Origin of the sequence: Paenibacillus plantarum, assembly GCF_013141695.1 — a bacterium.
In the GTDB taxonomy this organism is placed as follows: domain Bacteria; phylum Bacillota; class Bacilli; order Paenibacillales; family NBRC-103111; genus Paenibacillus_E; species Paenibacillus_E plantarum.
The window spans coordinates 161,438-187,740 of sequence record NZ_WHNY01000092.1 but is presented as its reverse complement, the minus strand read 5'-3'; the positions used below and the strand labels follow the sequence as shown (position 1 = coordinate 187,740).

Sequence of the window (26,303 nt, the reverse complement as noted above, 5' to 3'; positions counted from 1 at the left end):
ATGCAACAATGGCTTCAAAAACATCATTTGCGGTGGAAAATAGGGTTAATTATCATATTTGGCTTATTATTTATGGCAAATCATGTGATGGCGGAGCAGCCCAATGGTGTGAAAACGATTTCAAACTGGGAGATGAAGTGGGGGGGGCCCGATGATAAGATTCAAGATATCATAACTTCGTCAGTTAAAGATCAATGGATGACAATCGAGAGCGGAGCAGAAATGCCGGACAAACCAAAAGATGTTTCTACTGCTTGGGTTCGTATCCAATTGCCAGATCAGCTTCCGAAGGACTACGGCATATATATTGACAGTATATATGCACAACAGGTATCGGTTTACATAGGTGATAGATTACTTAATCAGGTGATATTTGACTTTCTTTACGATGAGCAGCGGAGCTTGTTGCCTATAAGCACAGAGGACGGAGGGGGAAGTGTTTATTTAAAGCTTCAGACTAACATGGACCGATTGGGCATACATTCCGATATCCGTTTGGATCATTATACTTCCCTGACACATACAATCATATTTCGCGATTTGCAGAACATCATTCTCGGGTTTGCTTTTCTATTCATTGCTGTCATTATGCTCATTTGTTCCTTCTTCCTCAAACAGAAACAAAGGGCAAGCTGGATTTCACTTAGTCTCATCATTCTTACATTAGGTACGATCTTTCTTACCTACTCCCCTTTTCTTTATGCAAATTTCACACCTTTCGGTGCTTTAATCTTGAACACTTTTGATGTTTCTTTAGCCGTATTGTTACCATCACTTACTTATTTTTTTGAGAAAATATTCGATAATGGCAAATTTAAATGGATCCGTATTTTTCGGAAATTTCAGATAGGGTATTCAGCTTTCTGCCTTATTTTAATGGTATTTAATCAGCTGAATCACTATAAATTCATAGAAATATATATCTTTTTCTCACTCACCCTGTTAAGTGTGATTATGATTTTCCAATTTATATTAATTATTGGTTTGTCCATCGTTTATGTCATTCGAGGCAACAGAGAGGCTGTCATTTTCTCTTCGGGCTTCGCTATATTTGCCTTAATGGGGACCTTCGATCTCATACTTTACTACACGAATAATCAAAAGTACCAGTTCTTCCTATGGAAATTTGGTGTGGTTGGATTTATTATTGCTCTCATTGTGATCTTGGGCAGGCGTTTCGCAATCAATCAGGAGCAGATGTCGAATTATTCAAAGGAACTGGAATTTTATAATCATCAGTTGCAGCTTTCCGAGAAAATGGAGATGATTAGCTCCTTAGCGGCTTCGGTCGCCCATGAAGTTAGAAATCCATTACAGGTTACCAGAGGGTTTCTACAGCTAGTTGCCGCTAGAACCGATGATAAGAACAAGGAATATATGACGATTGCCATCGAAGAATTAGATCGGGCTTCGGTCATTATTACAGACTTTTTGACATTTGCGAAGCCGCAGCTCGACGAATTAGTAGAACTGAATGTAAGCAAGGAGATTAGTCAGATTGAAGGTATTATAGTCCCCTTAGCAACGCTGAATGGCGGGAGAATAATAGTCAATGTTCCTCCTGATTTACACATTTGCGGGAATTCATCAAAGCTTAAGCAAATCTTGATTAACATTATCAAGAATAGTATCGAAGCGTTCCAAGTCGATGGGCAAATTCATATATGGGCTTACGAAAAAGATGAAGAGGTTTTCATACATATTAAGGATAATGGTGAGGGAATTGAGCCAATACAACTAAGGAAATTAGGTGAGCCTTACTATTCCACGAAGACGAAGGGAACGGGACTAGGCTTAATGGTGACGTTTCGGTTGATCGAGATTATGAAGGGGCATATCGAGTTTAAAAGCCAAAGATTCTTAGGTACAGAAGTGATTATACGTTTCCCCAATATGACAGTAAATTAAGAAAAGGTGTTCCGCTAATTGAGCGGGACACCTTTATTATTTTACCAAACTACTTCTACGGCATTAGATGTTACTAGGATCTTAGCTGGATTTGTAGGGATTACTAGAACAAATTCTGTCGATGTTTCTTCAACAGCTTTAACCTTGATGTCTTCAGGAAGTGTAATGTTAAATGCTTGTTTCAGCGCTGCTCTCGGGTTGGCTAGAAGTTGTTGTTTAAAGGCTTCATCTTCCCAAGCTTTTTGAATAATTTGGGCTTTTACGCTATCATTTGTGGACATTTGTAATCACTCCTAGTCATTTGGGTAATTTTTCCTACAAGTAAAAGTATACCACGATCATATCTATTAATCTATCAAAATCTATCAGAATTAGACAAAAAATAGTAGAACCCACCAGAGACTAAAGTCGCCCTTCGTTCTTTGATTTCATGGGCCACCCGATGGATATTTTGCACGAGAGAATCATGGAAGGCAAGCAGTTGCTCCATGCCTACTGACAGGGTTAGCAGATGCTCGTGGTGAGAGTCAGCAGTCTTTCCGTAATCGACGAAGAAGTCATGGACATAGAGCTGCTGCTTAATCATTTCAGGCGTTAGCGTATCTATTGTCGAAAGCTGCAATTGCTTGCGGATCGATGCTAGTAAGCAATTATACGATCCATCGGCTAGATCCTCTTCCCAGTCTGACCAGTCATCCAACATTTGAAGTGTTACAAGTGTTTGTTCAACGGCATTGGTAACTACAGGGATGAGATCATCTTGGTTGGCAAGCAGTAGTGCTCCTGTGCTGGCATTTTTAACAGGGCTAGCTTTCTTGGCAATTTGAAATTTGTCCTCGTGGAAATAATCGGATTGTCGTTCATTTGTGACACTTTTCGACCATTCTAGGATGTAGGATTCGTAATGGTCCCAGAAGGGGGAATCTGAAGGGAATAGCTCTCGATAAATCGAGAGGAACTGGACATGGAATAAGTTGGCGAGTGGCAGCTTGCTTGCGTGTTCGCCTTTGCTAGCGTCCATAATATCATCTTGTATGAAGTAGTACAGCATGACGAAGACATTCGCAAGGGAAAGCTTGTTAAACGACTCCGCAGGCAGCTTGCAGATGTCTTTCATCCAAAATGGAAGAAGATAACAAATATAATTCTTGCTGCTACCTTCGTGAGTGGGGTCAAACTTAGTTAAGTAGGCAAGTCCTAACTGGTCCAACGGAGAGGGGAATTGGCGTACAGTTTCCTTTGCTTCTGCAAAAATAAGATTTAATTGATTCTTGTGATCGTTTAGCCAATTCATCGTTCTTCAATTCCTTTCTGTTGGAGCGTATTTTCATATTTGAGTTGTTTACGGAAATCGTTCGGTGTAATCCCATTATACTTTTTAAATAAACGATAGAAATAGGAGTCGCTCGTAAAACCTGTCTTCTCCGCGATTTCAGCAACGGAAAGCGATGAATTTAAAAGCAGATCTTTGGATTTGTTCATCCGCACATCTTGAATCACATCGGTAATGGCAGCCATCGTGTGCTGTTTGTACAAGCGGCTAATATAAATGGAAGACATCGCGAGTTCATCGGCAATCGAGTTCAGCGACAAGTTCTGATTCGCATAATCCCGATCAATGATGTCGTTTATTTTCTTGATCAGCTCCACATGCTTAGAGCTTCTTTTCTCATCTAGCTTTTTCTGAAGCTGCTTGAATACGTCAATGAACTGCGCGTTAATTTCTTCAATGGTCTCGACGTGGGTCAGTGAAGCGACAGCAGCATCCAAGTAGAGGGGGAAGGCTAGCGCATTATTCTTGTTGATTGTCGTTAGGACATTATTGACGGTTAAAGTCAGATGGGAAATGGCCAAATGGACGACCGTGTAAGGATATAGGGATGTTTCATTCACGATGTCGGTATAAAGCAGTTCAGCCTCTTCCGAATCGCCTGTCATGAGGCAATCGACAAGCTGTTTTTCCTTCTGCGATGGGAATTTGTACTCCTTGGTGCGGTAAGCAATAATTTCATCCGACCATATGATACAGCCATGTCCTCTAAATAAACGATGATAAGAAGCCTCCAGCAGCTGCTTATAAAGTTGGAAACACGTTATCGCTTCGTCCTGCAGCGGGCTTACTGTAATCGAAACGGATAATTTAATGAAGGAAGAGATGGAGGCTTGCATGTTCTGGAGCAACTCTGTGTAATCCACAGGTTCCCATTTGAAATCTGCTTCTTTCGCAGAGAGAAGCAACAGAATATGATCATCTCCCATATCGATGCCTTCCGCGTGAAAGGTGGAGGAGCTGATTTCGGTACCGATATTCATAATGGCATAGCGTAACAAGGTAAGTTGATCTTTATAAGTCCGAATGTTTTCTTCATATTTATCAATTTTAACCATGAGAAGTAGTGAAGGGTGATCAATGGTGATTTTGGAGCCGAAATAAGTTAATTTCGATTTCAAGACTTGAGGGTGGTAGGCGTCTCTGCCCAACATAATATTTCTCAGGAAATTTTGTCTTAATATTTGCAAGTTATCGCGCTTTTCGATTTCTAACGTTTTTAAGCTTCGAATGACTTTATCAATAGGACCGAATAATCGTTTGGACATGAAGAACGAAATGAGCAGCCCAAGTAGAAGAATACTAAGCGAGATATAAATCGTTTTGAGACGCATGTCTCTGATCTCTTTTGTGATAATGGTGTAAGGGGTTGTACGGACGTAACGCCATCCTAAGGAATCAGGCGCTGTATACGAAATCAATGATAGATTCTCATTGACGTTATCGACCAAATAACCCGGTGAAGAAGCATTGGCGATAATTTTCTGGATGTAGCTTTTATCTGCATAATTGGAGAGGACAGGATTAGAACCATCGGTGGAGATCAGAATTCCTTCTTTATTAATAATAAATTCGTTGCTTGCCCGATTGTTAGCAATTTTCTTCAATGATTTATTGAAGAATGATTCGGAGATATTGACGACAACGGCTGAATTCAAGGAATTATTCAAATTGATGGCATCATAGCACAAATAGGAATAGATCCCGACAGTTGTTGTTTGAAGTGTACTGACATTGGTTGACTTGAACGTTCTTGGAACCGGCAAGAAAGGAATGTAATCCTGAAAATGATCAAGGATATCGACCATGCCAGGATCGCCAAGGTTGGCTTTTGTTTGGATGCCGTTCTGAAAGTTGTTCGAGCTGACGTAGAAAAGCTCTGAGGTTCCGTTATACACATAAATGGAATCGATAAATGGCATCGCTAGCCGATATAAATTCAATTGCGCCATGCTGCCTTGGACATCATAAATATCTGGTTTATCGTAAAACAACAATTTACTGATGACGAAATCACGATAAATTTGAAATGACAGGGAGGTAGCAGTTTCTGTTATGGTTCGAATTTCTTGGCTCGTTTGGAGCAGGGAGTTGGAGTCGGATTCATACACTTGTTTCAGTGCAATATTGTCAAAGTTGACATAAAGAATTGTAGAGGAGACAAGCAAGGTAATGACAATGGATAAAACAATACTGAGAAGTATGTTGCGATACATAAATTTGCTCTCTTGATTTCGAAGTATCATGCTATCCGTCTCCCCCCCTTTGGTAAAAAAAGTATATCCCAACTTTATTCGGCTTGCAATGGAATCGGAGAGCTCAAGGGCTGAAAAAGCGCTATAAACGCCGAATTCTCCATGAAAGTTTACATTGTGCATATGCCGTTTAGACGGTTTTGGGTGGGTTCGTTCATAAATGTTAGCAGATCTTCAGTATCCTTGATGGAACGATTCTGTCTATAATTCGAGTATGGCAACCGACAAGATAAACAGGACATATTAACGCAGGGAGGTTTACCAGCATGATCCGAAAGAAAGGATTTTTCTATGAGTTAAACAAAAATAAATTGTTGTTTCTCATGATAGCGCCAACGTTGATCTTCTTCTTTATTAATTCGTACGTACCGATGGTTGGGATCTACTTCGCATTTACTCGGTTTGATTTTAATGGGGGACTTTTCGGAAGTCCATTTGTAGGCTTGGAGAATTTCGAATTCTTATGGAAATCAGGCGTGCTGTGGACGCTTACGCGGAATACGGTGGCCTACAATTTGGCATTCATCGTGTTTTTAAATGCGGCAGCCATCTTTTGCGCCATCTTATTAAGTGAAATGACAGGGAAGTTCTTCAAGAAACTTACGCAATCCGTGATGTTCTTACCTTATTTTATTTCATTTGTTCTTCTGAATGCAATCGCTTACAACATGTTTAATTATGATACTGGTTTTGTGAATACCACGCTTAAATCCTGGGGATCCAACCCGGTGGACATTTATAACACACCTTCTTCATGGGTTTTTCTGTTGATTATGTTCTATGTATGGAAGAATGTGGGCTACACCATGGTGATCTATCTCGCCACGATAACTGGCATCAGTGATGAGTATTACGAAGCGGCAACGATTGATGGAGCGAACATTTTCCAACGGATTTGGTACATAACGATTCCGATGCTGAAGCCAACCTTCATTATATTGCTGTTATTCGCACTGGGCAGCATTATGAAAGGTCAATTCGATCTATTTTACCAATTAATTGGGAATAACGGGATCTTATACAATGCAACGGACATCTTGGATACTTACGTTTTCCGCTCTTTGAAGGTTACGTTTGACATCGGGATGGCGACCTCAGCTGGATTGTTCCAGTCGATCTTCGGCTTTGTACTTATTATGACTGTGAACTATCTGATTAAAAAATCAAATGATGAATATGCACTTTTCTAGGAGGTGACTGCACTTGCGTACCAGAGGAATAGATTCCGTTACATTCAACATTATTGCCTATCTTGTCATTATCGCGTTTTCTGTGATTTGTTTGTTTCCCTTCCTTCTCATTATTTCGGGTTCACTTACGGATAATGAATCCATTATAAGAGATGGATATCACCTCATACCGAGTGTCTTTTCATTGACAGCCTACAAGGCGGTTCTAACATTCCCGGAAAAAGTATTAACAGCCTACGGGGTTACGATCTTTGTAACGGTAGTCGGGACGGCGCTAGGGTTGTTCATGATGACGATGGCCGGTTACGTGCTGCAAAGGAAAGATTTTAAGTATCGGAACAAGCTTTCCTTCTATATTTACTTTACGACGCTTTTCGGTGGTGGCCTTGTCCCTTGGTACATCATGATGACGAAATATCTGCAGTTAACAGATACGTACGCAGCACTGATTTTCCCAGGACTCATGTCTCCCTTCCTTATTATATTAATGCGCAGCTTCATTAAGTCATCAATTCCAGAAGAGTTAACAGAGTCTTCGAAGATTGATGGCGCGAATGACTTCACGATTTATTACCGTGTAGTTCTTCCGCTAGCGATGCCTGGGATTGCGACTGTTGGATTATTCCTGGCTTTACATTATTGGAACAGCTGGTTCTCGACATCGCTCTTTATTAATGATCAGAACAAATACGAGTTGCAGTATTTCTTGTATAACATTATTAACACAGCAGCTGCGGTTTCACAGCTTGGTGTCAGTACGGGAGTAACGATGAGTCAGGACATTCCATCGGAATCTACCAAACTAGCCATGGCTATTATTGTAACCGGACCGATTTTATTCCTATATCCATTCGTCCAACGATTTTTCGTTAAAGGCCTAACCATAGGCGCTGTAAAAGGTTAGAACTGTAACGGAGTTATTCCGTCAGCTAACATAGATTGTTTGACTAATTTCAATTATGCACAAATAAAGGGAGGATTTACATGAAAAGTAATGCGAAAAAGATGTACAGTGTGTCAATGGCATTAGCACTTGCCGGTTCCGTTGTTGCAGGGTGTAGCAGTTCCACATCCACAAGTTCGCCAATTCCTTCCGCAGCCCCAGCAACGAAAGCACCAGAAGCTACAGCAGCGGCTACAGCTAAGCCAGCAGGCTTGGATACATCGAAGAAAGTAGAATTGCAATTCTATATGTTAGGACCTGCGCCGAAAGATCTTCCAGTTATTGAAGAAGAAATTAACAAGCTGGCCTTGAAGGATCTGAATGCGACAGTTAAATTCAATTTCACAACGTGGACGGATTGGGATCAGAAATATAAGCTATTATTATCTTCCGGCCAAGCGGTTGATTTGATCTTCACAGCAGAGTGGACGCAATACCAATCCTATGCCAAAAAAGGAGCTTTCCTAGCACTGGATGAGTTGCTTCCGAAAGCAGCGCCTAAATTGAATAGCTTCGTACCGAAAGACATGTGGGAAGCTGTCAAAATTGATGGCAAAATCTACACCGTTCCTGCCACGTATAAAGAGTACGTAACGACAGGTTTTATCTGGCGTGAGGATCTCAGAGAGAAGTTTAATTTGCCGAAGCCGGATTCCCTTGCTAATTTCGAAGCATATCTAGCTGGTATCAAGAAAAATGTACCTGATATGGTACCATTGGCAGCGAATAGTGATGTGAAAGGCAGTCTTTCTGATCAATACAAAAACTTAACCATCGATCCCATTGGAGCCGTTCCTTATGGGTTGAACATTGGCTATAAAACGCCATCTGATGTTAGCTTGTACTGGGGTTCTGCAGAGCACTTGAATGAGCTGAAAGCAATGAAGAAATGGCAGGATGCGGGCTACATTACGAAGAACGTCTTGAACACGAAGGATGCGATGACGGATTTGATTACAAGCGGTAAAGCAGCAGCGAATCTTGGAGATAACCCTAGCCGCTTCAATGATCAAAAGCTGAAAATTGCTTCTACTCACCCAGACTGGAAGCTTGAGTACTACCCAGCGCCAATGATTAAAGGGCATGCAGAGCCAGTTCACCCGATCCACAATGGCTTCGCGATTCCGAAAAGCAGTAAAAACGCCGAACGTGCACTTGCTTTCTACGAAAAAATGGTAACAGACAAAACGTACAATCAATTGACTGAGTACGGTATCTTAGGCAAAAACTACACGGTTGATAATGGTTACTACACCATGATCGGTGACACGAACAGCAATGGTTTCCCTAGAGAAGCAATGCAGGGTTGGGCATGGAGAAATCCTGAGTTTATGCTATTCGATAAAGGCTACGATGGCGTGAAAAAAATCTTCGCTGATCTGGATAAAATTGCAACACCTGATAAATACACAGGATTTGCAGAAGACTACACGAGCTATCAAGCAGAAAGAGCGGCATTAGAGCAAGTGGAGAAACAATATCTGTATCCACTTGAGGCAGGTCTTGTTGCGGATGTTGAAGGCGGATTGAAAACATTTATGGAAAAGGCCAAAGTAGCCGGGCTTGATAAAATCCAAGCTGAATACAAGAAACAATGGTTGGAGTATGTGAAAAGTCAAAATATTAAATAAATTATCTTAAAAAACGCGGATGTGTGCCTGATAGATGGGTGCTCATCCGCGTTTTGTATTGACAGTCGGTGACTTTTTGTTTAAATTGGAAGCAAATCGATTGTTCACAATATGATGAAGGAAAGGATACGACTATGAGCAGCAGTGAATTTTTGAAGCTGGAGAATCAGCTTTGTTTCAGCCTATATGCGAGCTCCAGAGCGATCACTCGGATGTATCGCCCTTTTCTCGAGGAGCTTGGTATCACGTATCCGCAATACTTGGTTCTGCTTGTGCTCTGGGAGCAGCAGGAGAGCACGGTGAAGGAGCTTAGTGAGAAGCTAGATCTGGACTCCGGAACACTGACCCCTATGCTCAAAAGAATGGAAGCGCAGAAATTGCTCGTTCGGAATCGTTCACAGGAAGATGAACGGGTAGTACTCATTCGCATCACAGAAGCCGGACTAGCTCTCTACGATCAGGCGCTATGCATTCCGCAGACACTGTTCGCTTCGAGTGGTTTATCACCGGAAGAAATTACGAATTTCAACGCGCAGTTGAAACGAATTATCACAAGCGTTAATGCCTCCATGTAAGGAGCATCATGGGGATTCTCGACGAATTGAGGCTATGTAATGAATTATTTCGTTTATATTCTAGTCAATAATATTGTTCCGATTTGTATCATGATCGCGGTTGGCGTGACCATGTATCGCGCCTTTCAAATTGACATTCGTACACTCTCGAAGCTGAATTTCTATGTATTTTCGCCAGCACTTGTTTTTGTAAAACTGTATGAATCCGAAATGAGTCTCTCCATCCTCATGCAGGTGCTCTTATTTTTTGTCATTTTCTTTAGCCTTCTATTTGCGATCATTGAAGTGATCATCCGCATACAGAAGCTGAAGCGCGGCATGCGGATCGCCATGCGAAATAGTGTTATTTTCTACAATAGCGCTAATTATGCACTGCCACTCAATCAAACCGTATTCGGCGGCAACGCCTATACACTGGCTATCCAGATCGTTATTATGATTATGCAGACGCTCATCCCTAATACCTATGGAATTTACACCTTAAATGCCCATAAGGCTTCTTGGAAGGCGACGATGAAAACGATTCTCTCGTTACCTGTCATTTATGCCATTCCAATAGCGGTCTTGTTACGTTATTACCATGTGCCAGTGCCATCCTCGATCAACATCCCGTTGAACTACATCGCAAATGCCTTTATGGCCACAGCGCTGTTGACGTTAGGCGTACAGCTTGGAGCCATGAAATGGACATTTCAGTTCTCGAATGTCTTGTTGTCGAATATGCTGCGCTTGGCGATAGGTCCGCTGTTAGGCTTTCTGGTGGTGTGGATGTTGGGAATTGAAGGCTTGACCGCGAAGGCGTTAATTCTGTCCTGCGCAGTTCCTACTTCATTAAGTAGTGTACTCCTTGCCATTGAGTATGAGAATGAAGCCGAGTTTTCTTCGCAGGCGGTCTTTACATCGACACTTTTCAGCATGTTTACGATACCAATTGTCATCTATTTGTTGGATTTTATTTGAACATTGTGGGGAATCATGAAACTAGCAGGAATATCGACAATTTTCGGCGAATGGGTATATATACCTAAATACATCCAATTCGAGGAGGATTTTTAACGATGAGATACCAATTTTGCCAGTACGTCACGATTGTCGATATGAATGATGAGATTATGTCCGAGGTTATATTTGAACATGGGGAATTTGAATCCAACGCTGTCTCGATAGGTTCTTCCGTTCTGATTCATCAGCTAGGTTTGAAACAGTTTGACGTTGTCTATGACAAGCGTGAAGGTAAGACGATTCGTTATAAAATTGAAGATATTGAAGTGAATTTAATCGAGCAGCCTACCGTTACGCGTGTTTTCTTAGAGCCTGTTCGTTTAATTGTAGGTCAACATGATATTGGTGAAGTCGAGTAGTTCAACACAGCAAGGAAAGGAAATGTAGTCTTATGATGAAATTGTTTTTGATTCTTGGAAGCTTGAATGCTTTCCTGTCTGTCGCTTTAGGTGCGTTTGGTGCCCATATTCTAAAAGCGAAAATTCCCGATAAGATCGATGTGTTTCAAACAGGCGTTCATTATCACATGATCCACGCGATTGCTTTACTCGTGATCGCACTGCTCTCGGACAAGCTAGGAAATACTTCCTTGGTGAATGCCTCAGGGTGGGCTATCTTCATCGGAATTATCTTGTTCTCTGGCAGTTTGTATGGATTAAGCTTGACAGGTATTAAAGCCTTAGGACCTATAACTCCGCTAGGCGGATTAAGCTTCCTTGTCGGTTGGACCCTGTTAGCCATTGCAGCGTTTAAATTAAATTAGTCGAAAGAGCCGGAGAAATCTGGCTCTTTTTCGCATTTCATGGCAAGTTAGCAGGAAATGGCACGACCTTTGTAGAAAGTAAACACTGATTGGTAATGTGCGCGAGATTATTTTACATCATTTGGGAGCTAGGAGCGGACATCTACGAAAGGCTACCCTATTGAACATAGAACTTTAGAAGGAGGCGAATTCGTGAACAATCGGCTCTATATTGGCGTATATGTCGTCGTAGCCATATGCGTTAGCATTTTCGTAAAGCCGTACGCCCCATGGATTTGTCTCTTGGGCGCACTCGCACTACTTTACGTATTGCGTGCTAAGAATTCGCTGCGACAACCGCCGATACCCAAGGAACTCCCGAGAGATCATGCGTATCTAAGTGTACTGGATTCGCTATTTGAACATAATCCCAATGCGATCGGGATTTTTAATGATGAAGGTAAATTTATTCGTATGAATCAAGCGGTAGAATCGATTCTGGGATACTCAGTTACAGATCTAATGCATCAACCTTTTACAGGCATTGTAACGGAAGAGCAGTTGGAGACAACCGAGTGGCAATTGCAGCAAAGTCGCAACGGAATTCCATATACCTTTGATACGTCGGTACTGCATCAGCGCGGTTATCGTGTCGATTTGCACGTCACAGCTGTTCCTGTCGATATCCATCACCATTCCAAAGGTAATATTCTGATTTGTCAGGACATTACGGAACGTAAACGTGGCGATGAGCAAGTCCGCTATATGGCCTATTACGATGATATGACGGGGCTTCCGAATCGCCGGTTATTTAAAGATCGTTTGGACGAACGACTGCGTCTTTGTAAAGTAGAAGGACATAAGGTCGCAGTGTTTTATTTGGATATTGATCGCTTCAAACTTGTAAATGATAGCTTTGGGCATGACTATGGCAACATGCTGCTACTTCAACTCGCAGAACGGTTCACTCGCTGTTTGACCGCTGAGGATTTCTTGGCGCGTACGGAAGGTGACGAGTTTGCCTTTTACTATTCCAATGTAGAAGATGTGAATGATGTGATGACCGTTATTGCTGAAATCAATCGTGTCTTGGAGAAGCCCTTCCTCCTTGAACAATATGAGCTGCATGTCACGGCAAGTATAGGTGTCGCCATTTCTTCGGAAGATACAGGTGAGGCTGACGAATTGATGAAATATGCGGATATTGCATTAGCCCGGGCCAAAGAGAAAGGGCGAAACGATTTTCAGATATTCAATTCGGATATGAAATCTGTTTCTATCAATCGTTTGAGGCTGGAGAATGAGCTGCGCAGAGCGTTAGTTAATGAAGAGTTCGTATTGTACTACCAGCCACAGGTGGATATAGGATCGGGGCGAATTGTTGGTGTAGAAGCATTAATTCGGTGGAATCACCCGGACAAGGGGATGGTTATGCCTAATCATTTTATCCCATTAGCGGAAGAAAGTGGATTGATCGTACCGATTGGCGAGTGGGTGCTCCGCGCGGCTTGTAAGCAAAACAAAACATGGCAGTCTGAAGGGTACGCCCCTATTCCGATCTCAGTGAATTTATCGATGCGACAGTTTTTCCAGCATAATCTCAAAGGGAAAATAAGGCATGTTCTTGAGCAGACCGAGCTGGATCCGCAATATTTGGAGTTGGAAATTACGGAAAGTATGACGATGGATGTGGATCATGCCATTCAATCCCTGCTTGAATTGAAAGAACTTGGTGTGAATGTGAGTATCGACGACTTCGGTACAGGCTATAGTTCGCTCTATTATTTGAAGAAATTTCCGATTGATAAGCTGAAGATTGACCGCTCCTTCGTCCGCGATATCATGGTAGATCCGAATGACGCGGCCATTGTTGCCACGATTATAGCCATGACGCACCATTTGAATCTGAAAGTTATCGCAGAAGGTGTAGAGACCGAAGATCAATTGAAATTCTTATATCAAAATCGATGCAATGAGGTTCAAGGTTATTGGTTTAGTCCCCCTGTTGATCGTTTAGAGCTGGAGCATATGCTCAGGTATGGCATTTCAGTTGCAGCTGCCTCAAGAGAATAGAAAAAGGTACCCATGCAGATCGTTAGCAAGGGTACCTTTTATTCAATTTGTTGCTACGTAGTCATCAATTTCATTTAACTTGAACAGATATACCTTCTTCTCATCAACATGATAGACAGTCACATTCTGGCTGCTCGCGTCAAAATTGAGGATTCGACAAGGGAGGTTTAGTTTAATTCCTTGCGCTTTGATCACCGTCAAACGAATCAAGGTATTGTTCGTCTTGAAACTCTCTAACTGCTCAACTATGTGTTTTGCGGCTTCAGTGGGGTTCGTTCTGCCAGTTGAGGTTGGCGTAGGAGCGCCAGCTTTTTTATTTGTATGTAAGGAAGCGGGACTTCCTTGTTTCGTATTCAATTCAATAAGTTGACCGAGCTGGATACCTTTAAGGATTTGATAATCTTTGATCGCGTCTACATTTAACAAATGAAGGAGCTTTTCCATTGCTAGGCCATTGGTCTGATCTTCAATTAAAATCTCTACGGTGAATAAATGTCCATTCTTCGGACTTGTGTTTGAATCCCGTTGGTTCATCATAGCCTCCTAACTGCACTGAAATCGCACTCATCTTAACTATATCATGATATCATATTCAAATGTAGCCTCGTTTTCATAAATGGCTCTTCCCCCGAGTAATTTCGAGTAAATTCGAGTAGAGAAAATAAATCATTTTTACGGAGGTACTGCATTGGATGATTATACGGCGAGAGAAGATTTGAGATTAAAATTGATGGAGGCAGAAGCCATTCTCAAAGAAGCAGAAGAGGAATATGCTTTATTTGTAAGGCAATTAAACGTGTATGAAGACGTTATTAAAGAACAGAAAGAAAAAATTCGCATGATTAAAGCAACAACAGATTTCCATCTGCAGTAAACCTGAAAGAATATGGCATGAAGGAAGGTTGCGCTATGAAATGGATCGTACTTGTTATCATCCTATTGAGTGTGCTTCTTTTGATTTATAGACTAACTTTTAGAATTAAAGATAAAGTTGAGACGACGAAGATTATACAGATGTCACTTCACGGGAAGCGAGTATCCAAAGTGAATAAGCAAATGTGTTCGTTTTGTCGTAAAAAGGAAAAGAAGCTGAGTTTCTATTCAGACGAACAAGGAAGAGTTGTTGGCGTTTGTCCAGTATGTAGACCTCAAGCCGAACGGAGAGCGCTAATGCGGTTATGAAAAAACACACAGAATCTTTACAGTGACCTCACACCGTACTAGCCGCAGGCGCATATACTACCGTAAGACTGCGAAGAGGAGCTGTGCAGAGCATGATGCGCGTAGAACCCATTCTTCTTGAAGGACATACAGCAATCGCGATAGAGGTCAAATTGCCGAAGACGACCTTGCTAGTGGTGACAACGGATAAAGGCTATATTATGTGTGGCGCCCTTGATGTGGCGCTGCTCAACGAGCGATTAAGTGACAGGAATATTGTAGCGGCGCGAGCTACCGGGGTTCGAACGATCGAGGAGCTTTTGGAAGCACCGCTTGAATCAGTAACCTATACGGCGGAAGACTTAGGTATTGTAGCAGGGATGACTGGAAGAGAAGCGATACTTAAAATGATGTAAATCATGTAACGGCAAGCTCGAGCGCTTGGGTCTCTAAGACCTAAGCGTTTTTTTGCATCATGCATGATGACAAAGTTGTGTGTGCTATCTGTGCATGAATCTGAAAATGCATATAAATTCATATTTCCTGCAATTTCCTTGCTTTTTTTACACATAAAAGTGTTGTTATTTTATTGACCAAGTGTTAATATATGATTCGTCCATTACATAGAGCGGGGGAAAAATGATGAAAAAATTAATGATTTCTGTGGTAGCAGCAGCTTTAGTTATAACAATGGCAGGTTGTGGCTCCAAAGATAGTGGTGGCACGAAAGTTAAATTTGCAACAGATGCAGCTTATGCACCGATGGAATATATGGATAAAGACAAGGTAGCTGGCTTTGATATCGACTTCCTTGCTGAAGTGATGAAAGAAGCAGGTCTAGCTTATAGCATTACGAACACGGGTTGGGATACGATGTTGACGAGTGTTCAACAAGGTAAAGAGTATCAAGCAGGTATTTCCAGCGTATCCATTACGGATGAGCGTAAACAAACGTATGATTATACAGCTCCTTATTTCGAGTCAACGAATATGATTCTTGTTAAAGAAGGCAGCCCGATCAAAACGGCAGTTGATTTGAAAGATAAGAAAGTAGCGGTTCAAATCTCTACAACGGCGGATACGCTTATGACGAAAATTATGGGTGCTGATAATAAGTCACTCAAACGTATGGATAATAACACGCTCGCCTTGATGGAACTTGAAAGTAACGGTGTAGACGCGGTTGTTGCGGATATTGCTATTATTCGTGAGTATGTTAAAAACAATCCAAACAAAAAATTCGTTTCGATATCTGACAGCAAAAACTTCGAATCCGAGTACTACGGCATCTTGCTTCCTAAAGGCAGCGACCTGAAAGCGAAGCTGGATCCCGCGATCAAAAAAGTAATTGAGAACGGCACTTATGCAACAGTGTACAAAAAATGGTTCGGTCAAGAGCCTGATACGAAGAAATTGCTCGATCAAAAATAAAAGTTCAAAAGCATGCGTGACTTAACCTTACGCATGCTTTTCTTCTGTAAGTAGCAGAATAATTAAGGGAAAGGAAGTGTGGAATGGATTTTCGGTTTGATATTATTCTTGATTATGTCCCCTTGCTGCTGAAAGGAACGCTATGGACGATTGGTATTTCCATTCTCTCTATCTGTTTCGGGTCTGTATTGGGTCTGGCAGTTGGTTTAGGTAAAATGTCACACCGCGGCTATTTGAGATGGCCGACAAGCATATATGTTAACTTCTTCCGCGGCACTCCGTTGCTGGTTCAAATATTGCTTGTTCACTTTGGGGTCGTTCCTTTGTTTTTAGGGTCGACGAACCCCATCATTGCTTCCATCGTGGCATTGTCCTTGAATTCAGCGGGATATATGGCGGAGATTTTCCGTGCAGGTATTCAATCGATTGATAAAGGCCAGACCGAAGCCGCGCATTCTCTGGGTATGACGCATTTCCAAACGATGAAATCGGTTATTTTACCGCAAGCGATCAAACGGATGATTCCGCCTTTCGGGAATGAATTCATCGTACTTATCAAGGATTCTTCGTTGTTCGCCATTATCGCGGCGCCTGAGTTGATGTATTGGTCGAACGCGATGCGCAGCCAATATTTCAAAGTATGGGAACCGTATTTGACAGCTGCACTTATTTATTTCATTCTTACTTACTCTCTTAGCAAGCTTCTTGGCTATATCGAAAGGAGAGTATAATATGACGGCTTTAATCGAAGTAAAGAACTTGAAAAAAGCGTTCGGAGATAACGTTGTTCTTCGTGACATTAGTACGGAAATTCGGCACCAAGAGGTGCTGGTTGTAATTGGCCCTTCTGGATCCGGGAAATCTACGTTCTTACGTTGCTTGAATCTGCTGGAGCAGCCCAATGGTGGAACGATCACGATTGATGGTCGCAATCTCATGGACCCTGCGAACAAAATTAACGAGATCCGCATGGAATTAGGGATGGTTTTTCAGCGGTTTCACTTATTCCCTCATATGAAGGTTATTGATAATATTATGCTTGCGCCAATCCAGGTACGGAAATGGCCGGAGGATAAAGCACGGAAGAAAGCTTTGGAGCTTTTGGCCAAAGTTGGACTCGCAGACAAAGCAAACGCACTTCCGGATTCTTTATCCGGTGGTCAGGCGCAGCGTGTTGCGATTGCACGTGCACTTGCGATGGAGCCGAAGATCATGTTGTTCGATGAACCAACTTCCGCACTTGATCCAGAGATGGTCGGCGAAGTGCTTGCGGTTATGAAACAGTTGGCCAAAGAAGGTATGACAATGATTGTCGTGACGCATGAAATGGGCTTTGCGCGTGAGGTAGGCGATCGTGTCATGTTCATGGAGCAAGGTGTTATTGTCGAGGAAGGCCCTCCGAAACAAATTTTTGAGGCGCCGACTCAGGAACGTACGAAATCGTTTTTGTCCAAAGTACTATAGTGAAATAGATGAGGAGGCTCGCGCCATGCGCGGGCCTTTTTTGCGTAAGTTAGTAGCGAGTAGAGCTGGGGGATGGAGAGGGGATCCTGTGTGAAACTTGTGCGGGACCGTGTGCTCCCAGCGATTAGATGGATTCTATACAGTTAAATTCTTGGAATTACCGATGAAACGAAGAATAGATGGATTTCCTACAGTTAATTTTAACCATTTTATTCGATTTGAACAAAAGAGGCGGTTTTAACTACATGTTTTCCAGTTAAGTCGAGATTTCGAGGAATATGCTCGGAAACAGCTGTATGTTTTACAGTTAATACAACTATATAGATCGTGTAGCGTGCATTTAGCACTTATAGGCAAATAGCATTTCAAGCAAAAAAATGAAGCTACAAAAATTTCCAATATGCTATGATAGAAAATAAGTTTATTCAGATAACATTCCAATCGAAAATGAAAGGTGACGTATGCCATCGTTGTTCTCTCACCTCACGAATCGCTTCCAACTTCGTGTGTTTCTCTATGTATTTCTGGCGATTTCCTTGCCAGTAGGACTTGTGCTGTATGTGGGCTATCAGCAGTTCACATCTTACATGGACAAAACGGCCATGCATGCCGTGGACGTACAACATGATCAAATCATCACAGGGTTACAGCAAGAATTACGCTATACAGCGGAGATGGCACATCGACACGCAGCGGACTACGGCCTAATTTCTTATACGAAACTCAACGATGCTTCTTCACAGGCTGCCAAAGAACTGAGTACCTATGTGAATAACTTGTTATCCGAGCAAACGATACATACACGTTATATCGAGCAGGCATGTCTGACCGTTCAGTCAACCAATAGAACGATATGTGCGCATACGGGGGAAACGGATGGAGCATTCGTTACACAAGTGAAACGTACGAACGAACGTTTTGAGCCGATAGGAGAAGAATCAAGTCGTAATAACGCCTATCTAATGACCTATTCGGAGTCAATTATAGACAGTTCAAGTACGCAAGAACTTGGTAAGCTTACAGTTTGGTTGAATATGAATAAGGTGTGGAAGGAGTTCGCAGTAAAGAGTCCAACACATACCTATATATTGATGGATCCAGATCAACGGGTGCTGTATCGAGAAGGTGTTTACACTGGGGATTTGCTGCAAGGAGCAGGTCCGCCAGTTGACAGCGTGTATAGGGACGGGAAGATGATTCGTTCAGTGAAACAATTGGAGGTAACTGGAAATATTCCGTGGTTATCGTATTATGAAGCGCCTATGCCAGTGGGCCTTCTAGATGTATTTCCTAACTACCGTACTTGGCTCATCGCCCTCATCACTTTCGTAATCGCACTTAGCCTAGGTGGGTTGCTCCTCTTTATCAACGCTGTGACGAAGCCGCTTTATGTTCTGAAAGCACTAATGAATCGTGCAGAGCGAGGCGATCTGAGGGCTTATTGGACGTTCAAAAGTTCGGATGACTGGACGCAAGTAGGCGAGAGCTACAATCAGATGTTGAATCGAATGGAAGATTTAATTAAGCAGGTGAAGCGGGAGGAATCCCTGAAGAAAGAAGCGGAAATGGAAGCACTCCATTATCAATTGAACCCCCACTTTCTTTACAATACATTGAATACGATCAAATGGGTGGCCAAAATCCATAAGACACCTCAGATCTCAGAGGTGGTTAGTGCGTTAGTTCGCCTTTTGCAAGCTAGCTTAGGTAAAAAAGGAGACTTTATCACTTTACGTGATGAAATTGGTTTAACGCATGATTACATGGAAATTCAACGATTTCGTTACGGGGATCGCATTCAGATGGACATGCAAGTAGATGACATCACATTAGGTTGTTTAGTTCCCAGGATGCTCTTACAACCGCTGGTGGAGAACGCGATCATTCACGGTATTGGTCCAACCAAGCGTGAAGGCATGATTACGATTCGGACATGGTTAGATCGCGATCTATTATTTTGCCAAGTGGAAGATAATGGGGTTGGCATGCAGGTTGAAGAGGGCGGCTCCGTTTGGAATGCGATAGCTGCAACTGGAACTGGAGGTGCGCAGGCTGATCGTATGCTGAAGGAGCGCATGAGCGGTGTGGGGATTTCACATATTCGAGAGAAAATAAAACTGATCTATGGACCCGAGTACAAAATGCATATTAGCAGTAAACCCGGAGAAGGAACCACGGTTCGCATGTTTCTTCCCATTCATCAAGGTGAGGAGTGAAGCGTAGATGAATGTGCTTGTGGTGGATGATGAACCTATCATTCGGCAAGGTTTGCGAGAGCTGGTAGATTGGGAACATTTCGGCTTTACATATGCGGGTGATGCAGAGGATGGCATGGAAGCCTATGAGCTTATTGAGGCCTTACATATCGATATCGTCATAACTGATCTCATTATGCCTCGAATGGATGGCTTAGCCTTAATCCGAAAGCTCAAAGAATGTTCAAGACCGATCAGCAGCGTTGTCCTGAGCTGTATGGATGACTTCACTTATGTCAAAGAAGCGATGAAGCTGGGAGCCAAAGACTATATTCTGAAACCAACGATGGAGCCCGAGTCGTTAATGGACATCTTGGTTGGCGTTAAGCGCGATCTGGAAATACAGCGAAATGAGCGAAGGGAGCAGGGGCTGCGAGAGCTGGAGCTCGCCTCGACCCTGCAGATGCAGCTATCGACCCGACTGCAGGCCTATCTGCAGTCGGGAGTGGGCGAAGCAGAGCTGCAGGCTGAGCTGTTCGGCGCAGCAGCAGGCAGCTCAAGGGCAGATGCAGCAGCTAGCAGCCTAGTCAGCCTGCTGCTGCACACCGGTGCCAGCGCCGCTGCCACGGGCTGGCGCTGGACCGGCTGCCTCGCGGCGCTGCCGCTGGCCGCGGACAGCGTGCTGCTGCTCATGCCGGCAGCAGCAGCAGCAGACGGCGGCGCCCTCGCCGCTGCCGCAGCGCTCGAGCGCGCTGCGCAGGTCCGGCTCGCAGACGCGCCGGACTGGTTCATCGGAGCCGGCGTCGTCCTCCGCCGGCTCCAAGATGTGCAGCCTGCTGCGGCGCTTCACGCGCAGCAGCTGCACGAGCGATTCTACGGCATGAGCCGGAATCGCCGAATTGTGCTTGCGCCGGAGGCCGCAAGCAAGCCAACCACAGCGCTGCCGTATGACATACGCAGCGACCTGCTGCGCTGTATCGTGCACGATAACAGCGAAGGGTATCTGCATCACGCGGACGTTCTCTGCGCGAGACTGAGGGAGCAACGTCCAGCGAAGGAGCGGGTGCTGTCTTTTATCCAAGAGCTGCTTGCGCTTGCCGCGGGTTATGCTCGTGAACGCGGCTATGCGGAGATAGATCGCTATGAAGAGTTGTTCGTACATAACAAAACACTTCAGCCATGCACCAGCTTTGAACAGGTGAAGTTGTTTCTTCTGCAAGCGATGAGCACGCTCAGCGAGCATCAACTAGCGCTTGGAAACGATCAGAAGCATCGCTCCACCAATCCGTTTATCCGGAAGGTACTCACGTATATGCGAGAGAATTATGCCTCACCGATCAGTACATCGGATATGGCTGATCATGTCAGGCTTAGCCGCAGCTATCTAAGTGATTTATATAGCAAGGAAATCGGAGAATCTCTAAGTGAAACGCTGACTCGAATTCGAATGGAAGAAGCGAAGCGGAGGCTGCGTGCGGGCGAAATGAAAGTATATGAAATAGCGGACGCTGTAGGCTTTCCTGATGCCAAAACATTTGCCAAAACGTTCAAGCGTGTTGTCGGTTGTTCACCGAAAGAGTTCGAGAAGCCGAATTAGACCGGTATTTCCCCTAAGTTAATATGGACTCACAAAAACGAACAAACAGACACCTTTTCCAACAAAGGCAGTCTGTTTATTTGTTATGTAAAGGTTTACATTTATTGAGAAGATGCAGGATTAGCATAAAGATGAGGTGTTCACTTTGACTATGCAGGACAATCAGGTTCCTATGGTGCAAGCCATTGGTGTAACACGTGTATTTGGAAAGGGGTCAGGTGCGGTTCATGCCTTGCGCGGAGCGAATCTCTCGATCCCCAGAGGCAGACTCGTAGCCTTGCGTGGAAGATCCGGTTCAGGGAAAACAACGTTACTTAACATCATAGGCGCCTTGGATCATCCGTCTGAAGGTGCCGTTTACTTGGAAGGAATGGAGATCAGCACACTCTCTGAATCCAAGCGAAATGAACTGAGACGGAAGCAAATCGGGCTTATTTTCCAATCGTTTGCCTTAGTGCCGTATATGTCTGCTTACGAAAATGTTGAGTTTGGTTTGCGTATATCGGGTGTACCTCCCAGTCAATATAGGACGCTTGCTGAAGAGGCACTGCAATTCGTGGGGTTAAAAGCGAGAATGAAACATCGACCCTATGAACTATCTGGCGGAGAACAACAGCGAGTTGCCATAGCAAGAGCGATTGCTCATAAGCCTAAGCTGATTCTGGCAGATGAACCTACGGCGGAGTTAGATAGTCGAATGGGGCTTCAGATTCTCAAACTGTTCAAGGATTTGGTGAAGGAAGGGATGACCATAATTTTGACTACGCATGATCTGGCGATTATGGAAATTGTAGATGAAGTTTATGCATTGGAGGATGGTTCCATTGTCGATGAAGGTTAATAAAATCGCATCAAGGCTTGTGCTGCTAACTGGTGCCCTTTTCATACTTGCTGGCTGCTCGTTGCTGCCCAAAGAAGAAGAAGCGTTGAAGCCGCCTTTGGTGAAGCCGGTCAAAGAAAATTTTGAGCTGTATGAAGTGAAGAAAGGCTCCATCACGAGGAAAGTCAGTGCGATGGCGACACTAAGATCGAGCAGAACGACTAATTATTTTTTTAAAGAATCGGGTCATCGACTTGCTGGATTACGTGTCAAATCTGGGGATATCGTGAAGCAGGGAGATGTGCTTGCGGAACTAGAGCAGGGTGATTTAGAAACGAAAATTGCCTTGCAGAAATTGAATTTGGAGAAGGCTCAGATCGCTTATACACAAGTTAAGATGTCCTCGACTTCGACTGATCAAGAGTGGTCTATTCGTCTTAAGGCTATCGATGTGGAAGCAGCGCAGCTGCAGCTAACCAATCTACAAATTGAATTGGCGAAAACCAAATTAACGGCTGAAGACGGAGGCATCGTTACCTACGTGACGGAAGCTCAACAAGGAAATATGGTGGATGCTTACAGTACGCTAGTCGTTGTGTCAGATCCAAGTAAGCTGCAGTTATTTTATGAAGCACCGGATAGTGGAACGCTTACAGGCATTGAAGTGGGGATGAACGTGGAAGTGAAGTTCGGATCTAATGTAACTGTGGTGCCAGGTAAAGTGCTGCAGACCCCTTCAAGTGCTCCTCGAACTGATAATAAGCAGATAGCTGAGCGTAATGCCAAAACGATCATTGTAGGGATTCCAGAAGGCACAGCTGGCGCAGAGATCGGGGCATCTGGTGATATGACGATCATCGTAGAGAAACGTGATAACATCCTAATTATCCCAAGAACAGGTCTTCGTTCCTATCTAGGTCGAGATTATGTGCAAGTACTGAATGGTGAGAGCCGTAAAGAAGTCGATGTCGAGAAGGGGCTTGTCTCCGCTACGGAAGTGGAAATCCGAACGGGGTTAACCGAAGGCCAGAACGTCATTTTAAATAATTAGCACACTTGAAGGATAATGCTTACAATGCTAGTTTTGCTTAAGCAAAACTTTTAGGAGGATTACAATGGCTTTATTACTGATGATTCTCCGCAAAATGGCAAAGAACCGTTGGTTAGAGCTAAGTTTATTACTAGGGTTAATTATTTCTGTCGCCCTTGCGAGCTCCATGCCGATTTATACGCATGCCATTTTGCAACGTATGTTGATCAAAGACTTGGAAGTTCAACAAACGAATACACAGAAGTATCCAGGACTTGTAGCGAACCAAGCTTACTTTGGCAAATCCAAAGAAGGCGATAAACGATTAGCGGAAACCGATGCGCTCATGACTGATATGAGTAAGCGTTTTGATTTACCGATTCTGCTTTCTACGGTAACCAGGGGCACCAAGACGTATAAACTTACACCTAGCGATCCAAATAAATTAGATCCCAAGGTAGATAGGTATGGCGAAATCGCTGCTATGACCGATTTGGAAAAGCATATTCGTCTTGTTGATGGCGTCATGCCTTCCACAAAGCCTGTGAACGGTGTTTATGAGGCTTGGGTATTTTCAGAGTTGTTGACGAAGCAGAAAATCGTATTAGGCAATGAACTCACCATCGTCGACGATGGTTTGAAGACCACTATCCGAATTAAACCGGTTGCCGTGATTGATCGGGCAGATTCCACTGATCTATATTGGACGAATACGATGAAGGATCTGAATTCAAGATTTTTCATTCCATCTGCCTTATTTGAACAAGATTTTACGAAAAGCAGTAATTTTATGGATCAGTTTTCATACTGGAGTGTCGTCCTGGATTATCATCAACTGAAGTTAGAGGGTATTGACACATTTATCGCGACTCAGAAGGAAATGGATGACTATTTTAGTCGGAATTTAGAAACGTATACATCCAGTAATACAACGGTACTCACCTTACAATCCTATGGGGAGAAAGAGAAGAAGCTCCGTATCCTGTTATGGTCATTGAATGTGCCTGTATGTATTTTACTTGCTTTCTATTTATTTATGGTGGCAAATTTGATTACCGATCGGCAGAAAACTGAAATTGCTGTGCTGCGAAGTCGAGGAGCAAGCCGAGCTCAAATCATGATTGGGTATGTGATTGAAGGTATTCTACTTGGTGGAATTGCGCTAATCATCGGTCCTTTTGTAGGGCTCCAATTAACGAAGGTCTTGGGTGCTTCGAATGGTTTTCTGTCGTTCGTGCAGCGTGCCGCCATTGAAGTTAAGCTAGGTCAAGAGGCATACCAGTACGGATTAATTGCAGTAATTGCTTCGGTTGGTATGGTGCTCATTCCTGCCGTACTCGCGACACGGGTGAGCATAGTGGGTCATAAACAAACACTCGCGAGGAAGAATAAGCTTTCTTTTGTCCATAAAATATATCTAGATGTCGCCTTATTAGCCGTTTCGATGTATCTCTTGCAAAGCTTTAAGCGACGGATGGATGATTTAAATGCTCTAGGGTTAGATTCTCTGGACATGAAGGTTGATCCGCTTTTATTCGTCGTCCCCGCCTTTTTCATATTCGCTATGGGGCTCTTTCTGCTCAGGATCTATCCTTGGATCATTAAACTAATCTATGCAATCGGTCGAAAATGGTGGCCGCCCTACTTATATTCAACGTTGTTGCAAGTGGGGAGATCAACCACCCAGTATCAATTCATCATGTTATTTATTATTATGACATTGGCTACGGGGATTTTTAGCGCGAGCGCAGCAAGAACGATGAATAAGAATGTGGAAGAGAAAATTCAGTATAAGAATGGATCGGACATCGTCTTGCAAACCGCATGGGATAATGATGCGCCGCCTCCACAATCTGGTCCGCCAGGATTCGAGGAAGCGAAACCGCAAGGCAGCGAAGGCGGAGGAAAGAAACGCGTCCAATATGTAGAACCTCCGTTCATGCCGTTCGCACAATTGGCCGGTGTAGAGTCAGCAGCAAGGGTATTTAAAAAAGAAGATGCGTATATTTCCATTGGCAAAGATACGAAAAAAACGGCGCTCATGGGGATTGATACCGATGATTTCGGCCATACAGCTTGGTTCCGTGATCATTTGTTAGATCACCATTTCTATGACTACCTGAACGTTTTGGCTACGGATTCCAAAGCAGTGCTGATCTCTAGGTCCATCGCCGAGGAAACGGGAGCCAAAGTGGGAGATGTCATTCGAATCGGCTGGAATGATGTGGAAGGCGCTACATCGGTGATTTATGGCATCATTGATTATTGGCCTAGCTGGAATCCGAATCCGATCTTAACGGCCTCATCGAGTTCAGGAAGCAAAACAGATGCACCGAAACTCGTCATTGGCCATCTTTCTTATATCCAAAATAATTTAGCTGTAGAGCCTTATGATGTGTGGCTAAAGCTGAAGCCGGGAATGACAAGTCAAGCCTTATATGAAGCATTGGAGCAGAAGCGCATCTCAGTCACACGCCTAGTGGATACGAATATGATGGTGATTCGGTCGAAGAACGATCCCTTCCAACTGGCAGTGAATGGTGTTATGACGCTTGGATTCCTGATCGCAATTGGCATCAGCTTCATTGGATTTCTTCTGTACTGGGTACTCTCGTTGTATGGCCAGATCTTACAATTTGGTGTGCTTCGTGCTATGGGAATTTCCTATAGACAATTGATCGGAATGCTAGTCGCCGAGCAGCTTCTAACGTCGGGGGCCGGCGTGCTGATTGGTATGATTACAGGGAACGTGGCTAGCCGCTTGTTCGTTCCTTTATTCCAGTTAACGTTCGATTCGTCAAGCCAAGTGCCACCTTTTCAAGTCAGCTTTGATCCGAAAGATCAGCTTCACTTATATATGATCGTTACGATCATGATTGGGCTTGGATTGCTGCTGCTCGGCACGATGCTCTCCAGAATTAAGATTCATCAAGCTGTTAAGCTTGGGGAGGATTAG

The 26,303-nt window shown here is 43.5% G+C and carries 23 protein-coding genes; 19 read left to right on the top strand and 4 right to left on the bottom strand.

Translation table 11 applies throughout. The annotated features are described in order from the left end of the window. Positions 1-1,908, top strand: a complete 1,908-nt coding sequence (locus GC096_RS36960; RefSeq protein ID WP_171638044.1) for an ATP-binding protein — start codon at positions 1-3, stop codon at positions 1,906-1,908. 41 nt (positions 1,909-1,949) lie between these two features. On the opposite strand, the gene GC096_RS36955 is transcribed toward GC096_RS36960, so the two are convergent. From GC096_RS36955 to GC096_RS36945, 3 genes are all read right to left on the bottom strand, one after another. Next, on the bottom strand, positions 1,950-2,189 hold the full coding sequence (locus GC096_RS36955; RefSeq protein WP_171638042.1) for an NHLP leader peptide family RiPP precursor: 240 nt from the start codon (positions 2,187-2,189) through the stop codon (positions 1,950-1,952). A gap of 74 nt (positions 2,190-2,263) precedes the next feature. Then, on the bottom strand, positions 2,264-3,202 hold the full coding sequence (locus tag GC096_RS36950; RefSeq protein WP_171638040.1) for a hypothetical protein: 939 nt from the start codon (positions 3,200-3,202) through the stop codon (positions 2,264-2,266). After that, complete coding sequence (locus GC096_RS36945; RefSeq protein WP_171638038.1) at positions 3,199-5,484, bottom strand: AraC family transcriptional regulator; 2,286 nt, start codon at positions 5,482-5,484, stop codon at positions 3,199-3,201. Before GC096_RS36945 ends, GC096_RS36950 begins: the two co-directional genes overlap by 4 nt. A gap of 275 nt (positions 5,485-5,759) precedes the next feature. Here GC096_RS36945 and GC096_RS36940 point away from each other — a divergent pair, with 275 nt between their 5' ends. The 8 genes from GC096_RS36940 to GC096_RS36905 all read left to right on the top strand — a co-directional run bounded on the left by GC096_RS36940 (position 5,760) and on the right by GC096_RS36905 (position 13,649). After that, positions 5,760-6,683 (top strand): ABC transporter permease, encoded by a 924-nt coding sequence (locus tag GC096_RS36940; protein WP_171638036.1) that lies wholly within the window; start codon positions 5,760-5,762, stop codon positions 6,681-6,683. A 13-nt stretch (positions 6,684-6,696) separates the two neighbouring features. After that, on the top strand, positions 6,697-7,587 hold the full coding sequence (locus tag GC096_RS36935; protein ID WP_157257131.1) for a carbohydrate ABC transporter permease: 891 nt from the start codon (positions 6,697-6,699) through the stop codon (positions 7,585-7,587). Between the two features lie 74 nt (positions 7,588-7,661). Continuing rightward, positions 7,662-9,257 (top strand): extracellular solute-binding protein, encoded by a 1,596-nt coding sequence (locus GC096_RS36930; protein WP_376769556.1) that lies wholly within the window; start codon positions 7,662-7,664, stop codon positions 9,255-9,257. Between the two features lie 134 nt (positions 9,258-9,391). Beyond that, positions 9,392-9,832, top strand: coding sequence for a MarR family winged helix-turn-helix transcriptional regulator (locus GC096_RS36925; RefSeq protein WP_171638034.1), 441 nt, complete (start codon positions 9,392-9,394; stop codon positions 9,830-9,832). Between the two features lie 39 nt (positions 9,833-9,871). After that, positions 9,872-10,792: an AEC family transporter gene (locus GC096_RS36920; RefSeq protein WP_171638032.1), complete on the top strand. Its 921-nt coding sequence runs from the start codon at positions 9,872-9,874 to the stop codon at positions 10,790-10,792. A gap of 98 nt (positions 10,793-10,890) precedes the next feature. After that, positions 10,891-11,193 (top strand): hypothetical protein, encoded by a 303-nt coding sequence (locus tag GC096_RS36915; protein ID WP_171638030.1) that lies wholly within the window; start codon positions 10,891-10,893, stop codon positions 11,191-11,193. Between the two features lie 35 nt (positions 11,194-11,228). Then, complete coding sequence (locus GC096_RS36910) at positions 11,229-11,597, top strand: DUF423 domain-containing protein (protein WP_171638088.1); 369 nt, start codon at positions 11,229-11,231, stop codon at positions 11,595-11,597. A 192-nt stretch (positions 11,598-11,789) separates the two neighbouring features. Further along, complete coding sequence (locus GC096_RS36905; RefSeq protein WP_312886420.1) at positions 11,790-13,649, top strand: putative bifunctional diguanylate cyclase/phosphodiesterase; 1,860 nt, start codon at positions 11,790-11,792, stop codon at positions 13,647-13,649. Between the two features lie 42 nt (positions 13,650-13,691). On the opposite strand, the gene GC096_RS36900 is transcribed toward GC096_RS36905, so the two are convergent. Then, positions 13,692-14,186: a hypothetical protein gene (locus tag GC096_RS36900; RefSeq protein WP_246303251.1), complete on the bottom strand. Its 495-nt coding sequence runs from the start codon at positions 14,184-14,186 to the stop codon at positions 13,692-13,694. Between the two features lie 151 nt (positions 14,187-14,337). Between GC096_RS36900 and GC096_RS36895 the strand changes: the two genes are divergently transcribed. The 10 genes from GC096_RS36895 (at position 14,338) to GC096_RS36850 (ending at position 26,303) form a co-directional block, all read left to right on the top strand. Next, positions 14,338-14,523 (top strand): hypothetical protein, encoded by a 186-nt coding sequence (locus GC096_RS36895; RefSeq protein ID WP_171638028.1) that lies wholly within the window; start codon positions 14,338-14,340, stop codon positions 14,521-14,523. 400 nt (positions 14,524-14,923) lie between these two features. After that, positions 14,924-15,226 carry a YunC family protein gene (locus GC096_RS36890; RefSeq protein WP_056624253.1) on the top strand — a complete coding sequence of 101 codons (303 nt, stop codon included), beginning with the start codon at positions 14,924-14,926 and terminating at the stop codon, positions 15,224-15,226. A 226-nt stretch (positions 15,227-15,452) separates the two neighbouring features. Beyond that, positions 15,453-16,241, top strand: coding sequence for a basic amino acid ABC transporter substrate-binding protein (locus GC096_RS36885; protein ID WP_376769555.1), 789 nt, complete (start codon positions 15,453-15,455; stop codon positions 16,239-16,241). A gap of 83 nt (positions 16,242-16,324) precedes the next feature. After that, positions 16,325-16,972 carry an amino acid ABC transporter permease gene (locus GC096_RS36880; RefSeq protein ID WP_056624247.1) on the top strand — a complete coding sequence of 216 codons (648 nt, stop codon included), beginning with the start codon at positions 16,325-16,327 and terminating at the stop codon, positions 16,970-16,972. 1 nt (position 16,973) lies between these two features. Continuing rightward, on the top strand, positions 16,974-17,705 hold the full coding sequence (locus GC096_RS36875; RefSeq protein WP_171638025.1) for an amino acid ABC transporter ATP-binding protein: 732 nt from the start codon (positions 16,974-16,976) through the stop codon (positions 17,703-17,705). A 461-nt stretch (positions 17,706-18,166) separates the two neighbouring features. Then, positions 18,167-19,921 carry a sensor histidine kinase gene (locus GC096_RS36870; protein ID WP_171638023.1) on the top strand — a complete coding sequence of 585 codons (1,755 nt, stop codon included), beginning with the start codon at positions 18,167-18,169 and terminating at the stop codon, positions 19,919-19,921. A gap of 7 nt (positions 19,922-19,928) precedes the next feature. Beyond that, entirely contained in the window at positions 19,929-21,497 is a 1,569-nt protein-coding gene (locus tag GC096_RS36865; RefSeq protein ID WP_171638021.1) for a response regulator, read from the top strand. A 151-nt stretch (positions 21,498-21,648) separates the two neighbouring features. Beyond that, positions 21,649-22,338, top strand: coding sequence for an ABC transporter ATP-binding protein (locus GC096_RS36860; protein WP_171638019.1), 690 nt, complete (start codon positions 21,649-21,651; stop codon positions 22,336-22,338). Beyond that, positions 22,328-23,368, top strand: a complete 1,041-nt coding sequence (locus GC096_RS36855) for an efflux RND transporter periplasmic adaptor subunit (RefSeq protein WP_171638082.1) — start codon at positions 22,328-22,330, stop codon at positions 23,366-23,368. The genes GC096_RS36860 and GC096_RS36855 overlap by 11 nt, the downstream gene beginning before the upstream one ends. A gap of 64 nt (positions 23,369-23,432) precedes the next feature. Then, positions 23,433-26,303 (top strand): ABC transporter permease, encoded by a 2,871-nt coding sequence (locus tag GC096_RS36850; protein WP_171638017.1) that lies wholly within the window; start codon positions 23,433-23,435, stop codon positions 26,301-26,303.